Below are 17,169 nucleotides of genomic sequence, written 5' to 3'. Positions count from 1 at the left end.
GAGCCTACATGGACGTACTTGCAGCGTGTCCTGCGATGGTGGGCGGGCAAGGGCCCTGCAGCAAGGCCTCAGACCAGCCGCCTTACGACTGATCGTATCTGCATAGGCGCACCGCGGTGGTCGGAGTGTATGGACCCGCAGCCAAGTTGCAGATCAGCCTGCCCAAGCGCGATCCAATCGCAGCCGGACCCGCCGCTTTGCGAGCGGGTCTATCTACACGGCCCAGCGACGCCAGGACAGCCGCCTGGCACGCTGGCTCAGCCGCGCTTGGCGCGCGCGAATGCTGCGGCCAGCGCGTTGTCGGCCGGCGGCGCAGTGGTGCGCGGCTTGCTGTTGCCCTGCGCCGGGCCACGCCCACCGCCACCCTCGCGCCGGCCCTGCCCCGCGCCGCCGTTGCCGCGCTGATCGCGCGATTGGGCTGCAGCATCGGCCGGCGGTGGCGTATCGGACAGACGGCAGGTCAGCGCGATGCGTTTGCGCGCCACGTCCACTTCCAGCACCTTGACCTTGACGATGTCGCCGGCCTTGACCACATCGCGCGGATCCTTGACGAAGGTGTCCGACAACGCGGAGATGTGCACCAGGCCATCCTGATGCACGCCGATGTCGACGAACGCACCGAATGCGGCGACGTTGCTGACCACGCCTTCGAGCACCATGCCGGGCTTGAGGTGCTTGATGTCCTCGATGCCTTCGGCGAACTGTGCCGCCTTGAACTCGGGGCGCGGATCGCGGCCGGGTTTTTCCATCTCCTTGAGGATGTCGCGCACGGTCGGTACACCGAACTGCTCGTCGGTGAACAGCTCCGGCTTGAGTCCACGCAGGAAGCTGCCGTCGCCCAGCAGGGCCTTGATCGGCTTGCCGGTGCTGCCGACGATGCGCTCGACCACCGGATAGGCTTCCGGATGTACCGCCGACACATCCAGCGGCTCGTCGCCATCGGCAATCCGCAGGAAGCCGGCGCATTGTTCGAAGGTCTTGTCGCCCAGTCGCGGCACCTTGAGCAGGTCCTTGCGGCGCTTGAACGGGCCGTTGTCGTCGCGATGGCGCACGATGTTTTCCGCCACCGTGCTCGACAGCCCGGACACCCGCGACAGCAGCGCCGCCGACGCGGTATTGACGTAGACGCCGACCGCGTTGACGCAATCCTCCACGCGCGCGTCAAGCGCCTTGGCCAGGCGATATTGATCGACGTCGTGCTGGTACTGGCCCACACCGATTGCCTTGGGCTCGATCTTGACCAGCTCGGCCAAGGGGTCCTGCAGCCGCCGCGCGATCGACACCGCGCCGCGCAACGACACATCCAGGTTGGGAAATTCCTTGGCAGCGAATTCCGACGCCGAATACACCGACGCACCGGCTTCGCTGACCACGATCTTCTGCAGCTTGGTGGCTCCGCACAACGCGACCGCCTCACCGGCCAGTTTGTCGGTCTCGCGGCTGGCGGTGCCGTTGCCGATCGCGATCAGCTCCACGTTGTGCCGCATGCACAATGTCCTGATCGTCTGCAGCGACTGGTCCCACTGGCGTTTGGGCTCGTGCGGATAGATCGTCTCGGTGGCCACCAGTTTGCCGGTGGCATCGACCACCGCGATCTTGCAACCGGTGCGGATGCCCGGGTCCAGCCCCAGCACCACGCGCGGGCCCGCCGGCGCGGCCAGCATCAGGTCCTTGAGATTGTCGCCAAACACCGCAATCGCCTCGGCCTCGGCCTTTTCGCGCGCCTGATTGAACAGGTCCAGCAGCAGGTGCATGTGCAGCTTGGCACGCCAGGTCAGCCGGCACGCGTCGAGCAACCAGCGATCGGCCGGCCGGCCTTCATTGGAAATGCCGGCATTGCGCGCCACCCGCCCCTCGGCGTACTGGTGGCCGGCTTCGGCATCGGTGCCCGGGTCCAGATCGAGATAGAGGATTTCTTCGCGGCGCGCGCGAAATAGCGCCAGCAGGCGGTGCGACGGAATCTTTACCAGCGATTCGGCATGGTCGAAATAGTCGCGGTACTTGGCACCGGCCTCTTCCTTGCCCTCGGCCACCTTTGCGCGGATCACGCCGTGATCGTTGAGCCAGCTGCGCAGCTCGCCCACCAGGGCAGCGTCCTCGCCCCAACGTTCCATCAGGATGGCACGAGCACCTTCCAGTGCAGCCTTGATGTCGGCCACGCCCTTGTCGGCGTCGATGAAGCCCGCAGCGGCCACTTCCGGCACCTGGGCCGGATCGGCCAACAAGCCATCGGCCAAGGGCTCCAGCCCGGCTTCGCGTGCGATCTGCGCGCGGGTGCGCCGCTTGGGCTTGTAGGGCAGATACAGATCTTCCAGCCGCGATTTGGTATCGGCCGCCGCAATTTCGTTACGCAATTCGTCGCTGAGTTTGCCTTGTTCCCCGATGCTGGACAGGATCGCCGCACGGCGCTCTTCCAGTTCGCGCAGATAGGTCAGGCGCGTTTCGAGGTTACGCAGCTGGGTATCGTCCAGGCCGCCAGTGACTTCCTTGCGGTAGCGGGCGATGAACGGAACACTGGCGCCCTCGTCGAGCAGGGCAATGGCGGCGCGCGCCTGGGCGGGTTGGGCACCGATCTCGTCGGCGATGGTGCGAGCGATCTGCTGGGCAAGCTGGCTATCGTGCATGACGGCGCGGGTAAACCGCTTCACTGAAAACCCGCATTTTCGCAGTGCAGGCCCGCCACGGAAACCCGTTGACAGCGCCGCCGTAAACCTATGCCGTCGCGCTCAGCTGGCGCGGTGGGCGTAATGGGTGGCGGCGCGCTCGACCAGGATGCTCTCCTGCAGCGATTCCAGCGCCATGACACGGATCTTGCCCACGTCCTTCAGCGGCACCATGCGCTCGACGTAGATCTCCGGACCACTGGCGGTCATGGTGCGCGACTTGCTGAAGCCGTATGGCACAACGCCCTTGTCGCCATCTTTGCTGCCACCGACGTACAGGACAATCGACATGTCACACCCTCTTGCTGCGTTGTTGCGTTGGGAGGCGCGAGCATAACCAGCGCGCCGTGAGGAGCTTTCCACGCACGTTAACGCCGGCTGTTTGCGGTTTGGTGACGAGCTGAACGGCCGCGCCCGCCTCACGACCGCTTCACCCCGCTTGGCCGTTCAATCTCGGACCGAACGCACGTACGACATCGCATGGACCTCAAAAGTGGCTACCCCTTCTGGTCGATCCGCAACGGATTGATGCGCGCGTATCCGCGCCTGGAGCAGGCCACCCACAGCGAGGTCGTGATCGTCGGCGGCGGCGTCACTGCCGCGCTGATTGCCCACGAGCTGCTGCGCAATGGCCACGACGTCATGGTGATCGAGCAACGCGAAATCGGCTGGGGCAGCACCTCGGCCAGCACCGCCCTGCTGCAGTACGAAATCGACACCCCGATGGTCGAGCTGGCCAGGCAGTACGGCATGCCGGCAGCCGCGCTCGCCTACCGCGCCTGCGCGCAGGCCATCGTCGATCTGCAGCACCTGTGCGACAGCCTCGGCGGCTGCGATTTCACCCGCCAGGACAGCCTGTACTACGCCAGCCGCGCGCGCGACCTCAACGACCTGCGCAGCGAGCTGGATGCGCGTCGGACGCATCGGCTGCCGGTGGAATGGGTCGAGCGCGAACCGTTGTGGCACGACTATGGCGTGCGCTCGGACGGCGCGATTCTCAGCCGCCTGGCTGCCAGCGTCGACCCGTATCGGCTGTGCTATCGCCTGTTTGCCGAATGCGAGCAATACGGCGCGCGCATCTTTGATCGCACCAGCATCGCCTCGATCGTACCGCACGCGCAGCATATCGAGCTGCGCACCGAAGAAGGCATCACGGTCCGCGCCGGGCACGTGATCATGGCGGCCGGCTACGGCAACCAACAGTGGCTCTCGCAACGCGTGGCACGCAACCGCAGCAGCTACGCGTTCGTGACCGACCCGCTGCATGACAGCGACATGGGCGCGCTCAGACACACCATGATGTGGGAGACCGCACGCCCGTATCTGTACATGCGCAGCACGCCCGATGGCCGTGTGGTGGCAGGCGGCGAAGACGACAATGTCGACATCCCCGCACGCCGCGATGCGCGCGTGCAGGTCAAATTGAAAACGCTGCTGAAGAAGATCGGCAAGACCATGCCGGACATGCGCCTGCGCCCGGTGTTTTCGTGGGCGGGCACGTTTGCCGAAACCGCCGACGGGCTGCCGTTCTTCGGCGCGCATGCCGAACATGGCCCACGCCTGCTGTTTGCGATGGCTTATGGCGGCAATGGCATCACCTACAGCGCGATCGGGGCTGGCCTGCTGCGTGCGCGGCTGGAAGGCAGGCCGCATCCACTGCACGCACTGTTCGGGTTCGAACGGTTGGGTTGAGCGCGCCGGGCCTGACTGCAGCGTTACTGGCCGGTGCCGTGTTGGATGACGCGGCCGGCGTTGCATAACGCAAGGATTGATCGCACTCGCCTGCACTGGATCGCACTGGCAAGCTGACACCGCGAGCGACGCACAGCGCAATCGCCTGACGCGTCAGGTGCACGGCAAGCATCCGAGCGCCTGGCAGCCGACACCTGCGATCAGCACGCGGCACCACCCCGCACCGAGCAGCGATTCAGCGCATCAGGCCCCGGACCGGCCATGGCCACCATCCCCGCCCATGCAGGGCATAGGCATCGGCCGCCCGCTCCAGCGGGTTGCGCACGTGGATGCCGCCACACAGCAGATACACCGGCAGAAACAGCGGCCCGAGCACCATGTATTGATAGACATGCGCACGCTCGTGGTCCCCCAGCCGCACCGGAGTATGTTCACACCGGCCGGCCGCATGTGCGTAGGTGCTGCACTGCAGGTCCAGCGATGTCCCCTTGAGCAGGATCACATTGCCAAACGTCATCGCCCCGCCCGGCCCCCACGGCCAGGCATGAAAGACGATGGCATGTTCCTGAGGCGACCAACGCGGACGTGCCCCACCACAGCTACCGATGAGACCCAGCAACACGCCGAGCGCGGTATTGGGGACGGTCCATAACGCGCCCAGGAGCAGCAGGGCCGCTCGCCCGCGCGGCGCCGGGTTCAATCGGCCTGGTTGGGAATCAGCAGCCACAGGATCAGATAGACCAGGATGCCGGGGAACGCGGCCGAGGCGATCGAGACGATGACGAACAACACGCGCAGCAGCGTGGAGCTCCAGCCGAAGCGGCGCGCGATGCCACCGACGACGCCGGCAATCATGCGATCGTTGAGAGAACGGGACAGTGCGGTGGTGGCCATGGGCAGACTCCTGGAAACGTGGCGGTCAGTCTAGAAACACCGACGACAGCGAACCGTGACGGACTTTCAGGACGATCCCCTCCCGGCCAGTGCAACCGCCCGTCCGTCAGCGGCCGTCGCGCGCCTGCAGCCAACGATGGATGGCCACCGGCACCTCGCGCTGCGCACGCCCGGACACGTAGATGCCGATATGCCCGCCGCGAAAACTCAGCTCGCTGTAATCCTGGCTTCCCACCAGCCCGCGCAACGCACGCGAAGCGTCGGGCGGCACCAGATGATCGTGCTCGGCGTAGATGTTGAGAACCGGCATGTCCACGTCCTGCAGATCCACCGCCTGCCCGCCGATGGCCACCTGCCCGGTCACCAGTCCATTACGTTGATAGAACAAGGTGACGAACTCGCGGAACGCTTCGCCGGCCAGATCGGGCGAGTCGAATATCCATTTTTCCATGCGCAGGAAATCTTCCAGCGCCTGCTTGTCGTCCAGAATGTCTAGCAAGCCGACATACTTCTGCAGATTGAGCCGGAACGGTTTGAGCATCAGGTAACTGGCGTTCATCAGATCCGCCGGCACGTTGCCCATGGTGTCGACGAACAGGTCCACATCGACCATGCGCGCCCAGTTGGACAGCATGTTGTCGGGAGTGTGGAAATCCACCGGCGTGACCATGGTGATCAGGTTGCGCACCTTGTGGCGTTGCAGCGCGGCGTAGCACAGCGAGAACGTGCCGCCCTGGCAGATGCCGAGCACGTCGACCGCGTCCAGCCACGCATGCGCGCGTAGGTGATCCACGGCGCCATCGATGTAACGCAGCAGATAGTCTTCGAGGGTGAGGTAGCGCTCGGAACGGTCCGGGTAGCCCCAGTCCAGCACATAGACATCCTGGCCGTGGCTCAGCAGCCCCTTGACCAGCGATCGGTCGGCCTGCAGGTCCACCATGTAGGGCCGGTTGACCAGCGCATACACGATCAGCAGCGGCGTCCTGGCCACCGGCGCCTGATCGCCGACAAAGCGGTACAGCACCACCTTGCCGTCGCGCCAGATCTCTTCGCGCTCGGTCACCCCGTAGTCGACGTCTTCCACGCCGGGCAGCAACTTGAGGCCCTCGCGCAACTTGCGCTGCAGCGACAGGGTTTCCTGCATCAGGTCTTCGGCACTGAATCCCAACGGCCCTTTCATGCCTTGGCTCCACGTGACCTGCCTGCGGCCGGCTTGCGGCCGGGCGACGTAGCCGGCCTCGCTGTCGAGGTGGGCCTCGAGGCAGGCGTGGATGCAGGTCTTGCTGCAGCGGTCTTCTTCACTGCAGGGTTTGCCGACGACGCCGTCTTGGGGGCCGCCGCCCTTGCTGCAGACTGCTTGCCCGCGTCGGTCGATGCCGAACGCCCGGGCGCCGTTCCGGCATTGGGGTGCGCTGCACGCCTGGACGGTGCCGCAGCACCCGGATCGGCCGGCGCGGCCTGCGCAGGCTTGCCGGCGGGGCTGACGCCCACGCCGCTGCGCAGCATGCGCCGCACCACGCGTTCCAGGTCTGCGATGCGGCGGTGGGCGGCATCCATTTCCGAGCGCGTCGGCATCCCGAAGCGTTCGCTGAGCTGTTCGACTTCTTCCTGCAGGGCGGCGCGCAACCGCATATGCGCATTGGCAAACCCGCCGTACACCTGGCGAAACTGGTCCGACAGGGCCACATCGGCGTAGGACTCTTCAGCTGCCTCGATCCACAGATCGAACAAGGCGCGCGCACTGGTCAGCTGACTGCCGCTGCTTTCGTGCTCGCCCAGCTTGCTGGTGAACCGGCTGAACGCCTGCTCGATTGCGGCCTTCAGCTGCTCGCCGTACGCCTGCGACTGCGCCTGATACTCCTGCTGCGCGCGGGCAAGCTTCTGCAGCCGGGCCTGATGATTGCGATTGAGGCCAAACGCGGGCATGTCCAGCCACGGCGCATTTTCTTCGCGCCACCTGCCCAGGGTCTGCGCAGCCTCCTGCAGCCACGGGTCGAACCCGCCGGGGCTGCCGCCGCGCAGCGAGCCCAGCGTCCATTGCATCAATTGTTCGCCCTGCCCCTGCACGGCGCGCCGCCAGGCATCGGAGACTTCGTTGGCCGAGGTATCGCGGCCGGCAAACTGGGCGGCTACCTGCTGCATGGTGCCGAACCAGCCTCCGGCCTGGGTCCGGAAGCGGTCGATCGCCTCCTGCGCCTGCGGCGCGGCCTGGGTGGGCAACAACTGCGACCACCAGTCAACGGCCTTGCGCCAGTCCTGCGGGGCCTCGCCTGGCGGGCCCGGCGGTGGCTGCGCCCCAGCGGCGGACTGACCGTGACGCATGGCATCTCCCCAGGCGCTCCAGTACTGGCGAGCCTTGTCCTCGAAGTTGCCGTTGTCCGAACCGCTGCTTGCCATCATCCCCTCCCGTGACCGTCCACCCAGCCATCCTACCGCGTGCGCCCGCGCGTGCCGGTCAGGGTTTGGGGATCCGCAAGGTCTTGCTGATCATCAGCGAGCCGGAGATGGCAAACAGCAGCACCAGCGGGTGGAACTGCCACGGCCCGAGCTGCCACTGCCCCCACCACAAGGTCTGGCCGATGTGCCCGCTGCTGGCGGCCACCGCAAGCAGGATCACCAGCACCAGGCTGGTCGGAATCGGCGTGCCTTCGAAGTACGGCACCTTGTCGGCGTCGCCGGCGATCTCTTCGGCGGTCACGTTGTAGCGCGCCAGCCGGCTGACCCCGCAGCAGACGAAGTAGCTCAGCACCAGCCAGTCCCAACCGCCGCGCATGCCGCAGGCGTAGCCGAGCGCTGCCGGCGCCACACCAAAGGAAATCACATCCGCCAGCGAATCCAGTTCGCGGCCGAGCGTGGAGGACGCCTTGCGCCAGCGCGCGACATGCCCGTCGAGCGCGTCGAAGACGAACGCGAGCGGAATCAGCGCCATACCCAGCAGCAGATCGCCACGGTGGCCGTCCTGCAGGAAGCGCATTGCCGCAAACACCGCTCCGGTGCCACAGAAGGCATTGGCCAGCGTGAACCAGTCCGCCAGTTGGAAATCGCGCAGCATCGAGAAATGGCGTTTCATGCGGAACCTGATCAGAACGAGGCGCAAAGGGTAACGCGCGCGCGCCAGGCAGGCGACCGTTTCGGCATCCTCCGCTAGGCTGACAACCAGCGTGGCCGCTCCGGGCCACGCACTGCTCAAGGACACCCGATGCGCAGCATCCTGATCACCGGCGCGGGCAGCGGCATTGGCGCCGGCCTCGCCGCCCAACTGGCAACCGATGGCCACCACCTGCTGGTCAGCGACATGGACCATGCCGCCGCTGCCCACATCGCGCAGCAACTGCGCGATGTGGGTGGCTCGGCCGAGGCACTGGCGCTGGACGTCACCGACGATGACAGCATTGCGCAGGCCCTGGCTAAGGCTTCCCGCGCGCCCCAGGTGCTGGTGAATAACGCCGGCCTGCAGCAGGTGGCTGCGCTGGAAGACTTCCCCATGCAGCGCTGGGCGCTGCTGGTGGATGTGATGCTGACCGGCGCTGCGCGACTCAGCCGTGCGGTGCTGCCCGGCATGCGTGCGGCCGGCTATGGCCGCATCGTCAACATCGGCAGCATCCATTCGCTGGTGGCTAGCCCCTACAAGAGCGCCTATGTGGCCGCCAAGCACGGCCTGGTCGGGCTGGCCAAGGTGATCGCGCTGGAAACCGCCGACTGCGACCTCACCGTCAACACGCTCTGCCCCAGCTATGTGCGTACGCCGCTGGTGGAGCGCCAGATTGCCGACCAGGCCCGCACCCGCGGCATCGCCGAAGATGCGGTGATCCGCGATGTGATGCTCAAGCCGATGCCCAAGGGTGCCTTCATCGAATACGACGAGCTGGCCGGCACGGTGGCCTTCCTGATGTCGCATGCCGCGCGCAACATCACCGGGCAGTCGATCGCCATCGACGGCGGCTGGACGGCGCAATGAGCGCCCTGGCGAAACTTTCGCCAGCCAGTTCGACAACATTGCAGCGCAAGGGCACCGGGTAGTTGTCCACAGACTTGCCCAGCCGTCATCCACAGGCGATGTGGAGAAGTGCACAACCGCATCGCGGGACCGACGTCGGTGCCGATGCCGGCAGCGTATCGTTGCAGCGGGCAACAGGGTTGTGCTCGCTGTAGCGACGCGCGCGCTGGCCTGACTGAAGCGCGCGCGCGGCGCTGCCAGGTGCAGTGCGTGCAAGCGCGGTGCAGCCATCGGCGCGGCCGCGGAGCGCTCGGCCGACCATGCGTCCGGACCAGGGCAGCAGACACCTGATCAGGCGCTGCAATCTCCCGCGCGCCTCAGACGCGCGAGTACGTCCACGATTGCATGCGTCCGTCGCGGTAGGGCATGACGCCGTGAAACGGGCGCGGGTCGCCATCGAACACCAGCGGCAGGAAATGGCGGTCGCCTTCCCACATCGGCACCTGGTCCATCTGCGCAACCGGGATCCATTCCAGCGTGCCCTCCGGATTGGAGGTGTGCGGCGTACCCTGGAAACTGCGGATCAGAAAGACGAAACCCAGCCAGTCCTCGCCCTGCTTGCCGAACCCGGGCCAGCTGATGGTGCCGCGCAGCTGCATGTCGCCACAGTCGACGCCGGCCTCTTCGCGGATCTCGCGACGCATGCAGGCCAGCACGTCCTCGTCCGGCTCCACCTTGCCACCCAGCCCGTTGTACTTGCCCAGATGCTGATCGCCGGGACGCGCATTGCGGTGGATCATCAGCACCTGCGTGCCGTCCGGCGACAGCAGGTAGCCAAGCGTGGCAACAATCGGGGTATAGGGCATGGCACGGGATCTGACACGAAGCGCAGCAGTATGACCGATGCAGTCAAGGCTCGCGCGACACGGCCGGTCGGTGCAGGATGCTCGTGCACACCGGGTGTCCTCGCAGGAAGACCGAAGATGCCACCCGCCTAACACACCGGTAACGCTCGAGGCCGCCACATGGACGACATGCCAGCGTTGCCATCGGCCGCACGCGGCGCGCAAGCCACGGCAGCGTTTCGCGTCTTAGCCGACAGCGGCCTGCGAACCGGGCCGCGGCGGCGCGACGTAGTCGGTATCCAGCTGCAGCGTGGCGACACCGTGACCGCGTTCGGCCAGGTACTCCAGCCATTTGCCCAGGAAGGTGTTCATGCGCATGCGATGGCTGATCAGCTCGGCCGGCGGCGGAAACATCCCCATGACGTCCTGCCAGCGGCGGCCGACGTAGCAATGCGTGGTCTCAACCTGGCGCGCATCGCGGTACAGACGCACGTAGGCAGACGGGTCGGGCTCGCCGGTGACCGGGTCGCACAGGTCGTAGGTCAGCCGCAGTTCGACGGTGTAGCGATGGCACTCGATGACATCCAGGCGCAAATCCAGGCCGTCGCCGATCGAGGACACATACGACCCGGGCGCCAGATCGCCGGGTGCGAACAGACGCGTCAGGTGCTGGAAGTTTTCTGCATACAACCCCATCAGCCAGCCAAACCGGCTCAGGCGGGGGATGATTTCGAGTTTGCTCAATGCTTGGGCCATGCACCGATCCTACACGCTGCGCTGCCGCACGGGCAGCATTGACGAGGCCCCGATCGCAGGCCTTCCTTGGCGAGGCACTGCCCCGCCCGCTTGATTTCCGCTGGGTTGCCGGCAAGCCGGCCGCCGCGCCGCCGATACGTCCGCAGCGTGAACGCGACGCTTGCTTGCCCACCCCCGAATTCCGCCCCTACCAATCCCGGCCTCAGAACATCTCGCGCTGCAGCCCCAGTGTGGACAGCACCTTGCTGGAGATTTCCTCGATCGAGGTATTGGTGGTGCTCAACGAAGGAATGCGTTCCATCTGGAACATCCGCTCGGCAATGGCCACCTCGCGGCGGCAGGTTTCGGCCGCGCTGTAGCGCGAATTGGCGCGACGTTCCTGGCGGATCTGCTGCAGACGCTCCGGATCGATGGTCAGACCGAACAACTTGCTGCGGTAATTACGCAAGCGCGGCGGTAGCCGTTCGTCTTCCAGGTCTTCTTCGGTCAGCGGATAGTTGGCGGCGCGGATGCCGTAATGCAAGGCCAGGTAGATGCAGGTCGGCGTCTTGCCCGAACGCGATACCGCGACCAGGATCACGTCGGCCTCGTCGTAATTGAGCGCAATGCCGTCGTCATGGCTGAGGGCGAAGTTCATCGCATTGATGCGGCGGTGATAGGTCTCGAAATCCACCATGCCGTGTGCACGCCCGACGCGCGAATGGCGCGGCGCATTGAGCTCGCGCTCCAGCGGCTCGATGAAGGGCGCAAATACGTCCAGCATCAACGCCCCGCTCTCGGCCAGGATCATGCTCAACTGTGGATCGACGCACGAATTGACGACCACTGGACGCACCTGGTACCGCTCCCCGGCCGCGCGCACCCGCATCGCGGCGTCGCGCGCTTTTTCTGCATCATCAATGAACGACATGCGGTCGGTGACGAAGTTGAATCCGCTGAACTGGGTGAGCAGGCTGTGCCCAATCGTTTCAGCGGTGATACCGGTTCCATCGGAGACGTAAAACACCGGCCGGATTGTTGACATCAAGACCACCTCTTTGAACTGGTGTCCAAAACTTACGGGTTCATGCTTGTGCAGATTCCGCTGTGCACTGCATCATAGCGGCTTCTTCCTACGGACGCGGCCATCCAGCCCGCTCGGGCGATGGCCATACGGAGCATCGCGCTTGAACGAGAATATCCTGTGGTTGCATGAGCTACGCCTGGCCGATCTGGCCCGCGTAGGCGGTAAAAATTCCTCGCTCGGCGAGATGATCGGCAACCTGGCCGGGCTAGGCGTGTCGGTTCCGGGTGGATATGCGACCACCGCCGAGGCTTTCAAGGACTTCATCGCACATAACGACCTGTCCAAGCGCATTTTCGACAAGCTCGAAACGCTGGATGTCGAAGACGTCAATGCCCTGACCGTGGCCGGCAAGGAAATCCGCGGCTGGGTGATCGACGCCCCGCTGCAACCGGAGCTGGACCGCGACATCCGCACTGCCTACGACACGCTGTGCGCCGAAAACGGCGGCGGCGAAGTGGCCGTGGCGGTGCGTTCGTCGGCCACCGCAGAAGACCTGCCGGACGCCTCGTTCGCCGGCCAGCAGGAAACCTTCCTCAACGTGACCGGCGCCGACGATGTGGTGCACAAGGTCAAGGAAGTGTTCGCCTCGCTCTATAACGATCGTGCAATCGCCTACCGCGTGCATCACGGCTTCAAGCACGAGGACGTGTTCCTGTCGGCAGGCGTGCAGTTGATGGTGCGCTCGGGCGTGGGTTCGTCGGGCGTGCTGTTCACGCTGGACACCGAATCCGGCTTCCGCGACGTGGTGTTCGTCACCTCCAGCTTCGGCCTGGGCGAGATGGTCGTGCAGGGCGCGGTCAATCCGGACGAATTCTACGTCTACAAGCCCACGCTCACGGCTGGCAAGCCGGCGATCCTGCGTCGCTCGCTGGGCAGCAAGGCCATTCGCATGGTGTATTCGGATGTGCCGGGCGAACGCGTGCGTATCGAAGACACGCCGGTGGAGCTGCGCAGTACCTTCTCGATCAGCGACGAGGACGTGCAGGAACTGTCCAAGCAGGCGCTGGTCATCGAAAAGCATTACGGCCGCCCGATGGATATCGAGTGGGCCAAGGACGGTGTCAGCGGCAAGCTGTTCATCGTGCAGGCGCGCCCGGAGACGGTGAAGTCGCGCAGCCACGCCACCCAGATCGAGCGCTTCTCGCTGGAGGCCAAGGACGCCAAGATCCTGGTCGAAGGTCGAGCAGTCGGTGCCAAGATCGGTAGCGGCGTCGCACGTGTGGTGCGCTCGCTGGAAGACATGAATCGGGTCCAGGCCGGCGACGTGTTGATTGCCGACATGACCGACCCCGATTGGGAGCCGGTGATGAAACGCGCCTCGGCGATCGTGACCAACCGTGGCGGGCGCACCTGCCATGCGGCGATCATCGCGCGTGAGCTCGGCGTGCCGGCGGTGGTCGGCTCGGGCAATGCCACCGAGGTCATCAGCGACGGCCAGCGCGTGACCGTGAGCTGCGCCGAAGGCGATACCGGCTTCATCTACGACGGAGAGCTGGCGTTCGAGCGCACCACCACCGACCTGGGCAACATGCCGCCCGCCCCGCTCAAGATCATGATGAACGTGGCCAACCCGGAGCGCGCCTTCGACTTCGGCCAGTTGCCCAATGCCGGCATCGGCCTGGCGCGCCTGGAAATGATCATTGCCGCGCATATCGGCATCCACCCGAACGCGCTGCTGGAATACGACAAGCAGGACGCCGATGTCCGCAAGAAGATCGACGCCAAGATCGCCGGCTATGGCGACCCGGTGAGCTTCTACGTCAACCGTTTGGCCGAGGGCATCGCCACCCTCACCGCCTCGGTGGCGCCGAATACGGTGATCGTGCGCCTGTCGGACTTCAAGTCCAATGAGTACGCCAACCTGATCGGCGGCTCACGCTACGAACCGCATGAAGAAAACCCGATGATCGGCTTCCGCGGCGCCAGCCGCTATGTCGATCCGTCCTTCACCAAGGCGTTTTCGCTGGAGTGCAAGGCGGTGCTGAAGGTGCGCAACGAGATGGGCCTGGACAACCTCTGGGTGATGATCCCGTTCGTGCGTACGCTGGAAGAAGGCCGCAAGGTGATCGAGGTGCTGGAGCAGAACGGGCTCAAGCAGGGCGAGAACGGCCTGAAGATCATCATGATGTGCGAGCTGCCGTCCAACGCGCTGCTGGCCGATGAATTCCTGGACATCTTCGACGGCTTCTCGATCGGTTCCAACGACCTGACCCAGCTCACCCTGGGCCTGGATCGCGATTCGTCGATCGTGGCGCATCTGTTCGACGAGCGGAATCCGGCAGTCAAGAAGCTGCTGTCGATGGCGATCAAGTCGGCGCGCGCCAAGGGCAAGTACGTGGGCATCTGCGGCCAGGGGCCGTCGGATCACCCGGAACTGGCGGAATGGTTGATGCAGGAAGGCATCGAGTCGGTGTCCTTGAATCCTGACACCGTGGTCGATACCTGGCTGCGGCTGGCCAAACTCAAGAGCGAGAGCTGATGGGGCTGTTTGGTGCATTGGTGGCAGCCGCTGCGGGAGCAGCGGCTGCCAAGCCGGCGGCGGTGAAGACGGCCGAACCGGCATTTAACTGGTCGACCATCCCGTGGGCGCAGTACGCACTCAACTGGGGAGTCGCATTGCTGATCGTGGTGATCGGCATGTGGCTGGCCAGGCAGCTGAGCCAATGGCTGCATCGTGTCCTGAGCCGTGCCCGGGTCGAGATCACCTTGACCAACTTCCTGCGCAATGTCGTCTATGCATTGCTGCTGGTCCTGGTATTTGTCAGTGCACTGAGCCAGATCGGCGTGCCGCCGACCTCGTTGATTGCGGTGCTGGGTGCGGCCGGCCTGGCCGTGGGTCTGGCCTTGAAGGACTCGCTGTCCAATATCGCCGCCGGGGTCATGCTGATCGTGTTGCGGCCGATGCGCGACGGCGACCACGTCGTCATTGCGGGCCAGGAAGGCATTGTCGACGAGATCCGGATCTTCCAGACCCGGGTGCGCTCGTTCGATGAGCGCATGATCACCCTGCCCAACAGCACGATCACCACCGCACCCATCATCAACTACAGCACCCTGCCCAACCGGCGTCTCGAGGTGACTGTTGGCGTGGGCTACGAAGACGATCTGAAAAAGGCCCAGCAGCTATTGCTGCAGATCGCCAAGGACAATCCCAACATCCTGGAATCGCCCGCGCCCTTCGTGCAGGTGACCAATCTGGGCGAAAGCACGGTGGATCTGATGTTGTTTGCCTACGCCACCAACGGCAACTTCGGCGCGGCCAAGAGCACCACGCTGGAGCAGATCCGCAACCAGCTGCTGGAAAATGGTCTCAGCATTCCGTATCCGCAACGCGATCTGCATGTGTATCACCACGATGCCGACGGCAAGCCGATCTCGGAGCTGCTGCTCAAGGGCGTCACCGACGATGGCGACCTGACCAAGGGGCCACCGCTGGCACGCTGAGCCAGCGGTCGACGGCAAACAAAAGGCGGCATCGGAAGATGCGGCCTTTGTTGTTTTCGACGGGAATTACGGGGGCCTGCGTTCTCACGAAAGCGCGCGCAGATGCTGACATCCCGCGATCGCATCAGCAGCCCGGGCTGCCGATGCAGCGCCCCGATCAGCCCTGCACGCCTGCCTCGGTGTCACCGCCCAGTGCGCCCATGAACTGGCGATAGTGGCGCAGCTCGTCGATGGAATCGCGGACGTCGCTGAGTGCGGTATGCGCCGAGCTCTTGGCGAACCCGTTGGCCACAGTCGGCGCCCAGCGACGCGCCAGCTCCTTGATGGTGGAGACGTCCAGGTTGCGATAGTGGAAGTAGCGCTCCAGCCGCGACATCTGGCGGTGCAGGAAGCGGCGATCCTGGCAGATCGAATTGCCGCACATCGGCGAAGCGCCGGCGCGGATCCACTCGCTCAGGAATGCCACGGTCTGCGCTTCCGCCTGCGCATGGGTGACCTGGCTGTCCAGCACGCGCTGCCACAGTCCCGAGCGCCGATGCTGGTTGCGGTTCCACTCATCCATCGCCTCCAGGGTTTCCAGCGGATGGGCAATGGCCAGTTCCGGCCCTTCGGCAAGCACGTTCAACTGCGCATCGGTCACGATGGTGGCGATCTCGATGATGGAATCGCGATCGGTATCCAGGCCGGTCATCTCCAGATCGATCCAGATCAGTCGGTCGTTGCCTGCAAGGGTGTCTGCCATATCGCGGTCCTGTGGAGAGCCGTCGCCGGCCGGATGCTGGAAAGGGCGCGCATCATACCGCGGCAAGCCGCTCACGGCAGCAGCGGCGGCTTGCCGCGCTTGGCGCGGAAATAATTGGTCAGGCGCAGACTGGCGTCGGCTGCCAGCACCCCACCGCTGACCTGCACACGGTGGTTGTGGCGCGGGTCGGCAAGCAGGTCGAACACGCTGCCGCAGGCGCCGGTCTTGGGGTCGCTTGCCGCGAACACCACGCGCGCGATGCGCGCATGGATCATGGCCATGGCGCACATCGCACATGGCTCCAGGGTGACGTAGAGCGTGCAGCCGATCAGGCGGTGATTGGCCAGCCGGCGGCCGCCCTCGCGCATGGCCATGATCTCGGCATGCGCGCTGGGATCGTGACTGGCGATGTTGTAGTTCCAGCCCTCGCCCAGCAGTGTGCCGGCTGCGTCGACCAGCACCGCCCCTACCGGAATCTCGTCATAGTCGCGCTCGGCACGCTCGGCCAGGCGCAAGGCGTGCTGCATCCAGCGCGTGTCGAGCGCCGCCTGGGACGCATCGAGCACTGCACCGGCCGGTGCGTCGGCCGACGCGTTCACGCGGCCGGACCGCCCTGGCGGTCCAGAAACGCGGCAAAGGCCGCCACGGTGGCCTCGCTGACATGGTGCTCGATGCCCTCGGCGTCGCGGCGGGCGGTGGCCTCGTCGATGCCAAGGGCAAGCAGGAAGCGTTCGACGATCTGGTGCCGCTGGCGACTGGACGCGGCCAATGCCTCGCCGGCCGGGGTCAGGAAGACGCCACGATACGGCCGCTGCACCACCCAGCCATCGCGCACCAGGCGCTTGAGCATCTTGGCCACGGTGGGTTGGGCCACGCCCAGGCGCGCGGCGATATCGACCTGGCGCGCCTCGCCGCCGTCCACCAGCAGGTCGGAGATCAGCTCCACGTAATCCTCGACCAGCTCGGCGCGGCGCGCTTCGCGCACCTGGCGGAAGCTCTCCATATGCACCTGCGCATCGATCAGGGACGGCGTGGCCGCCTCCAGCTTTTCGCTCTTGCCCACCCTTGTCCTCGTCATCCCGTCCGGCCTCGCTGCCGGGGCGCCTAGTTTGAGGCACGCGGCCAATCAA

16 protein-coding genes and 1 pseudogene are annotated in these 17,169 nt (G+C 65.4%); 4 read left to right on the top strand and 13 right to left on the bottom strand.

Translation table 11 applies throughout. The features are described from left to right. Window positions 1–257 precede the first annotated feature (257 nt). Complete coding sequence (locus tag OZ10_RS05410) at window positions 258–2,624, bottom strand: Tex family protein (protein ID WP_039564091.1); 2,367 nt, start codon at window positions 2,622–2,624, stop codon at window positions 258–260. A 102-nt stretch (window positions 2,625–2,726) separates the two neighbouring features. After that, window positions 2,727–2,954 (bottom strand): hypothetical protein, encoded by a 228-nt coding sequence (locus tag OZ10_RS05405; RefSeq protein ID WP_039409670.1) that lies wholly within the window; start codon window positions 2,952–2,954, stop codon window positions 2,727–2,729. Window positions 2,955–3,143: 189 nt separating this feature from the next. On the opposite strand from OZ10_RS05405, the gene OZ10_RS05400 reads away from it, so the two are divergent. Continuing rightward, entirely contained in the window at window positions 3,144–4,355 is a 1,212-nt protein-coding gene (locus tag OZ10_RS05400) for an NAD(P)/FAD-dependent oxidoreductase (protein WP_039564090.1), read from the top strand. A gap of 235 nt (window positions 4,356–4,590) precedes the next feature. On the opposite strand, the gene OZ10_RS05395 is transcribed toward OZ10_RS05400, so the two are convergent. From OZ10_RS05395 to OZ10_RS05375, 5 genes and pseudogenes are all read right to left on the bottom strand, one after another. Then, window positions 4,591–5,055, bottom strand: a complete 465-nt coding sequence (locus OZ10_RS05395; RefSeq protein WP_039564089.1) for a hypothetical protein — start codon at window positions 5,053–5,055, stop codon at window positions 4,591–4,593. Beyond that, on the bottom strand, window positions 5,052–5,249 hold the full coding sequence (locus tag OZ10_RS05390; protein WP_029219975.1) for a PspC domain-containing protein: 198 nt from the start codon (window positions 5,247–5,249) through the stop codon (window positions 5,052–5,054). The genes OZ10_RS05395 and OZ10_RS05390 overlap by 4 nt, the downstream gene beginning before the upstream one ends. 106 nt (window positions 5,250–5,355) lie before the next feature. Further along, on the bottom strand, window positions 5,356–6,429 hold the full coding sequence (locus OZ10_RS05385; protein WP_039564088.1) for a class III poly(R)-hydroxyalkanoic acid synthase subunit PhaC: 1,074 nt from the start codon (window positions 6,427–6,429) through the stop codon (window positions 5,356–5,358). 265 nt (window positions 6,430–6,694) lie between these two features. Continuing rightward, window positions 6,695–7,649 (bottom strand): annotated as a pseudogene (phaE, locus tag OZ10_RS05380) (class III poly(R)-hydroxyalkanoic acid synthase subunit PhaE); the annotation flags it as partial. Window positions 7,650–7,704: 55 nt separating this feature from the next. After that, a complete protein-coding gene (locus tag OZ10_RS05375; protein WP_039564086.1) occupies window positions 7,705–8,319 on the bottom strand; it encodes a CDP-alcohol phosphatidyltransferase family protein in 615 nt (204 codons plus the stop codon). Window positions 8,320–8,448: 129 nt separating this feature from the next. Between OZ10_RS05375 and OZ10_RS05370 the strand changes: the two genes are divergently transcribed. Next, window positions 8,449–9,207 carry a 3-hydroxybutyrate dehydrogenase gene (locus OZ10_RS05370; protein ID WP_039564085.1) on the top strand — a complete coding sequence of 253 codons (759 nt, stop codon included), beginning with the start codon at window positions 8,449–8,451 and terminating at the stop codon, window positions 9,205–9,207. A 356-nt stretch (window positions 9,208–9,563) separates the two neighbouring features. Here OZ10_RS05370 and OZ10_RS05365 read toward each other — a convergent pair whose 3' ends face one another. From OZ10_RS05365 to ppsR, 3 genes are all read right to left on the bottom strand, one after another. Next, complete coding sequence (locus OZ10_RS05365; protein ID WP_039409691.1) at window positions 9,564–10,052, bottom strand: NUDIX hydrolase; 489 nt, start codon at window positions 10,050–10,052, stop codon at window positions 9,564–9,566. Window positions 10,053–10,277: 225 nt separating this feature from the next. Beyond that, window positions 10,278–10,787 (bottom strand): DUF1249 domain-containing protein, encoded by a 510-nt coding sequence (locus OZ10_RS05360; RefSeq protein WP_039564084.1) that lies wholly within the window; start codon window positions 10,785–10,787, stop codon window positions 10,278–10,280. A gap of 202 nt (window positions 10,788–10,989) precedes the next feature. Then, window positions 10,990–11,811 carry a posphoenolpyruvate synthetase regulatory kinase/phosphorylase PpsR gene (gene ppsR / locus OZ10_RS05355; RefSeq protein ID WP_039564096.1) on the bottom strand — a complete coding sequence of 274 codons (822 nt, stop codon included), beginning with the start codon at window positions 11,809–11,811 and terminating at the stop codon, window positions 10,990–10,992. 142 nt (window positions 11,812–11,953) lie between these two features. Between ppsR and ppsA the strand changes: the two genes are divergently transcribed. Next, window positions 11,954–14,332, top strand: coding sequence for a phosphoenolpyruvate synthase (gene ppsA / locus OZ10_RS05350; RefSeq protein WP_039409696.1), 2,379 nt, complete (start codon window positions 11,954–11,956; stop codon window positions 14,330–14,332). After that, entirely contained in the window at window positions 14,332–15,297 is a 966-nt protein-coding gene (locus OZ10_RS05345; protein ID WP_039564083.1) for a mechanosensitive ion channel family protein, read from the top strand. The genes ppsA and OZ10_RS05345 overlap by 1 nt, the downstream gene beginning before the upstream one ends. A 157-nt stretch (window positions 15,298–15,454) precedes the next feature. Here the strand turns inward: OZ10_RS05345 and orn are convergent, their stop codons facing one another. The 3 genes from orn to mntR all read right to left on the bottom strand — a co-directional run bounded on the left by orn (window position 15,455) and on the right by mntR (window position 17,102). After that, the gene (gene orn / locus OZ10_RS05340; protein ID WP_039564095.1) at window positions 15,455–16,039 is read right to left on the bottom strand and encodes an oligoribonuclease; all 585 of its coding nucleotides are present in this window, start codon (window positions 16,037–16,039) and stop codon (window positions 15,455–15,457) included. A gap of 71 nt (window positions 16,040–16,110) precedes the next feature. Beyond that, window positions 16,111–16,605: a tRNA adenosine(34) deaminase TadA gene (tadA, locus tag OZ10_RS05335; RefSeq protein WP_039409763.1), complete on the bottom strand. Its 495-nt coding sequence runs from the start codon at window positions 16,603–16,605 to the stop codon at window positions 16,111–16,113. Between the two features lie 29 nt (window positions 16,606–16,634). Beyond that, window positions 16,635–17,102: a manganese-binding transcriptional regulator MntR gene (mntR, locus tag OZ10_RS05330; RefSeq protein WP_039409702.1), complete on the bottom strand. Its 468-nt coding sequence runs from the start codon at window positions 17,100–17,102 to the stop codon at window positions 16,635–16,637. Window positions 17,103–17,169: the final 67 nt, after the last annotated feature.

The organism is Xanthomonas cannabis pv. cannabis (assembly GCF_000802365.1).
Classification (GTDB): domain Bacteria; phylum Pseudomonadota; class Gammaproteobacteria; order Xanthomonadales; family Xanthomonadaceae; genus Xanthomonas; species Xanthomonas cannabis.
The sequence above is the reverse complement of the archived record's forward strand: the minus strand, read 5'-3'. Positions and strand labels throughout refer to the sequence as shown.

What these genes read in the sequence shown, in the direction of transcription:
- OZ10_RS05410 (WP_039564091.1), bottom strand. Translation starts at nt 2,624, where the DNA reads ATGCACGATAGCCAGCTTGCCCAGCAGATCGCTCGCACCATCGCCGAC.
- OZ10_RS05405 (WP_039409670.1), bottom strand. Translation starts at nt 2,954, where the DNA reads ATGTCGATTGTCCTGTACGTCGGTGGCAGCAAAGATGGCGACAAGGGC.
- OZ10_RS05400 (WP_039564090.1), top strand. Translation starts at nt 3,144, where the DNA reads ATGGACCTCAAAAGTGGCTACCCCTTCTGGTCGATCCGCAACGGATTG.
- OZ10_RS05390 (WP_029219975.1), bottom strand. Translation starts at nt 5,249, where the DNA reads ATGGCCACCACCGCACTGTCCCGTTCTCTCAACGATCGCATGATTGCC.
- OZ10_RS05385 (WP_039564088.1), bottom strand. Translation starts at nt 6,429, where the DNA reads ATGAAAGGGCCGTTGGGATTCAGTGCCGAAGACCTGATGCAGGAAACC.
- OZ10_RS05375 (WP_039564086.1), bottom strand. Translation starts at nt 8,319, where the DNA reads ATGAAACGCCATTTCTCGATGCTGCGCGATTTCCAACTGGCGGACTGG.
- OZ10_RS05370 (WP_039564085.1), top strand. Translation starts at nt 8,449, where the DNA reads ATGCGCAGCATCCTGATCACCGGCGCGGGCAGCGGCATTGGCGCCGGC.
- OZ10_RS05365 (WP_039409691.1), bottom strand. Translation starts at nt 10,052, where the DNA reads ATGCCCTATACCCCGATTGTTGCCACGCTTGGCTACCTGCTGTCGCCG.
- OZ10_RS05360 (WP_039564084.1), bottom strand. Translation starts at nt 10,787, where the DNA reads ATGGCCCAAGCATTGAGCAAACTCGAAATCATCCCCCGCCTGAGCCGG.
- ppsR (WP_039564096.1), bottom strand. Translation starts at nt 11,811, where the DNA reads ATGTCAACAATCCGGCCGGTGTTTTACGTCTCCGATGGAACCGGTATC.
- OZ10_RS05345 (WP_039564083.1), top strand. Translation starts at nt 14,332, where the DNA reads ATGGGGCTGTTTGGTGCATTGGTGGCAGCCGCTGCGGGAGCAGCGGCT.
- orn (WP_039564095.1), bottom strand. Translation starts at nt 16,039, where the DNA reads ATGGCAGACACCCTTGCAGGCAACGACCGACTGATCTGGATCGATCTG.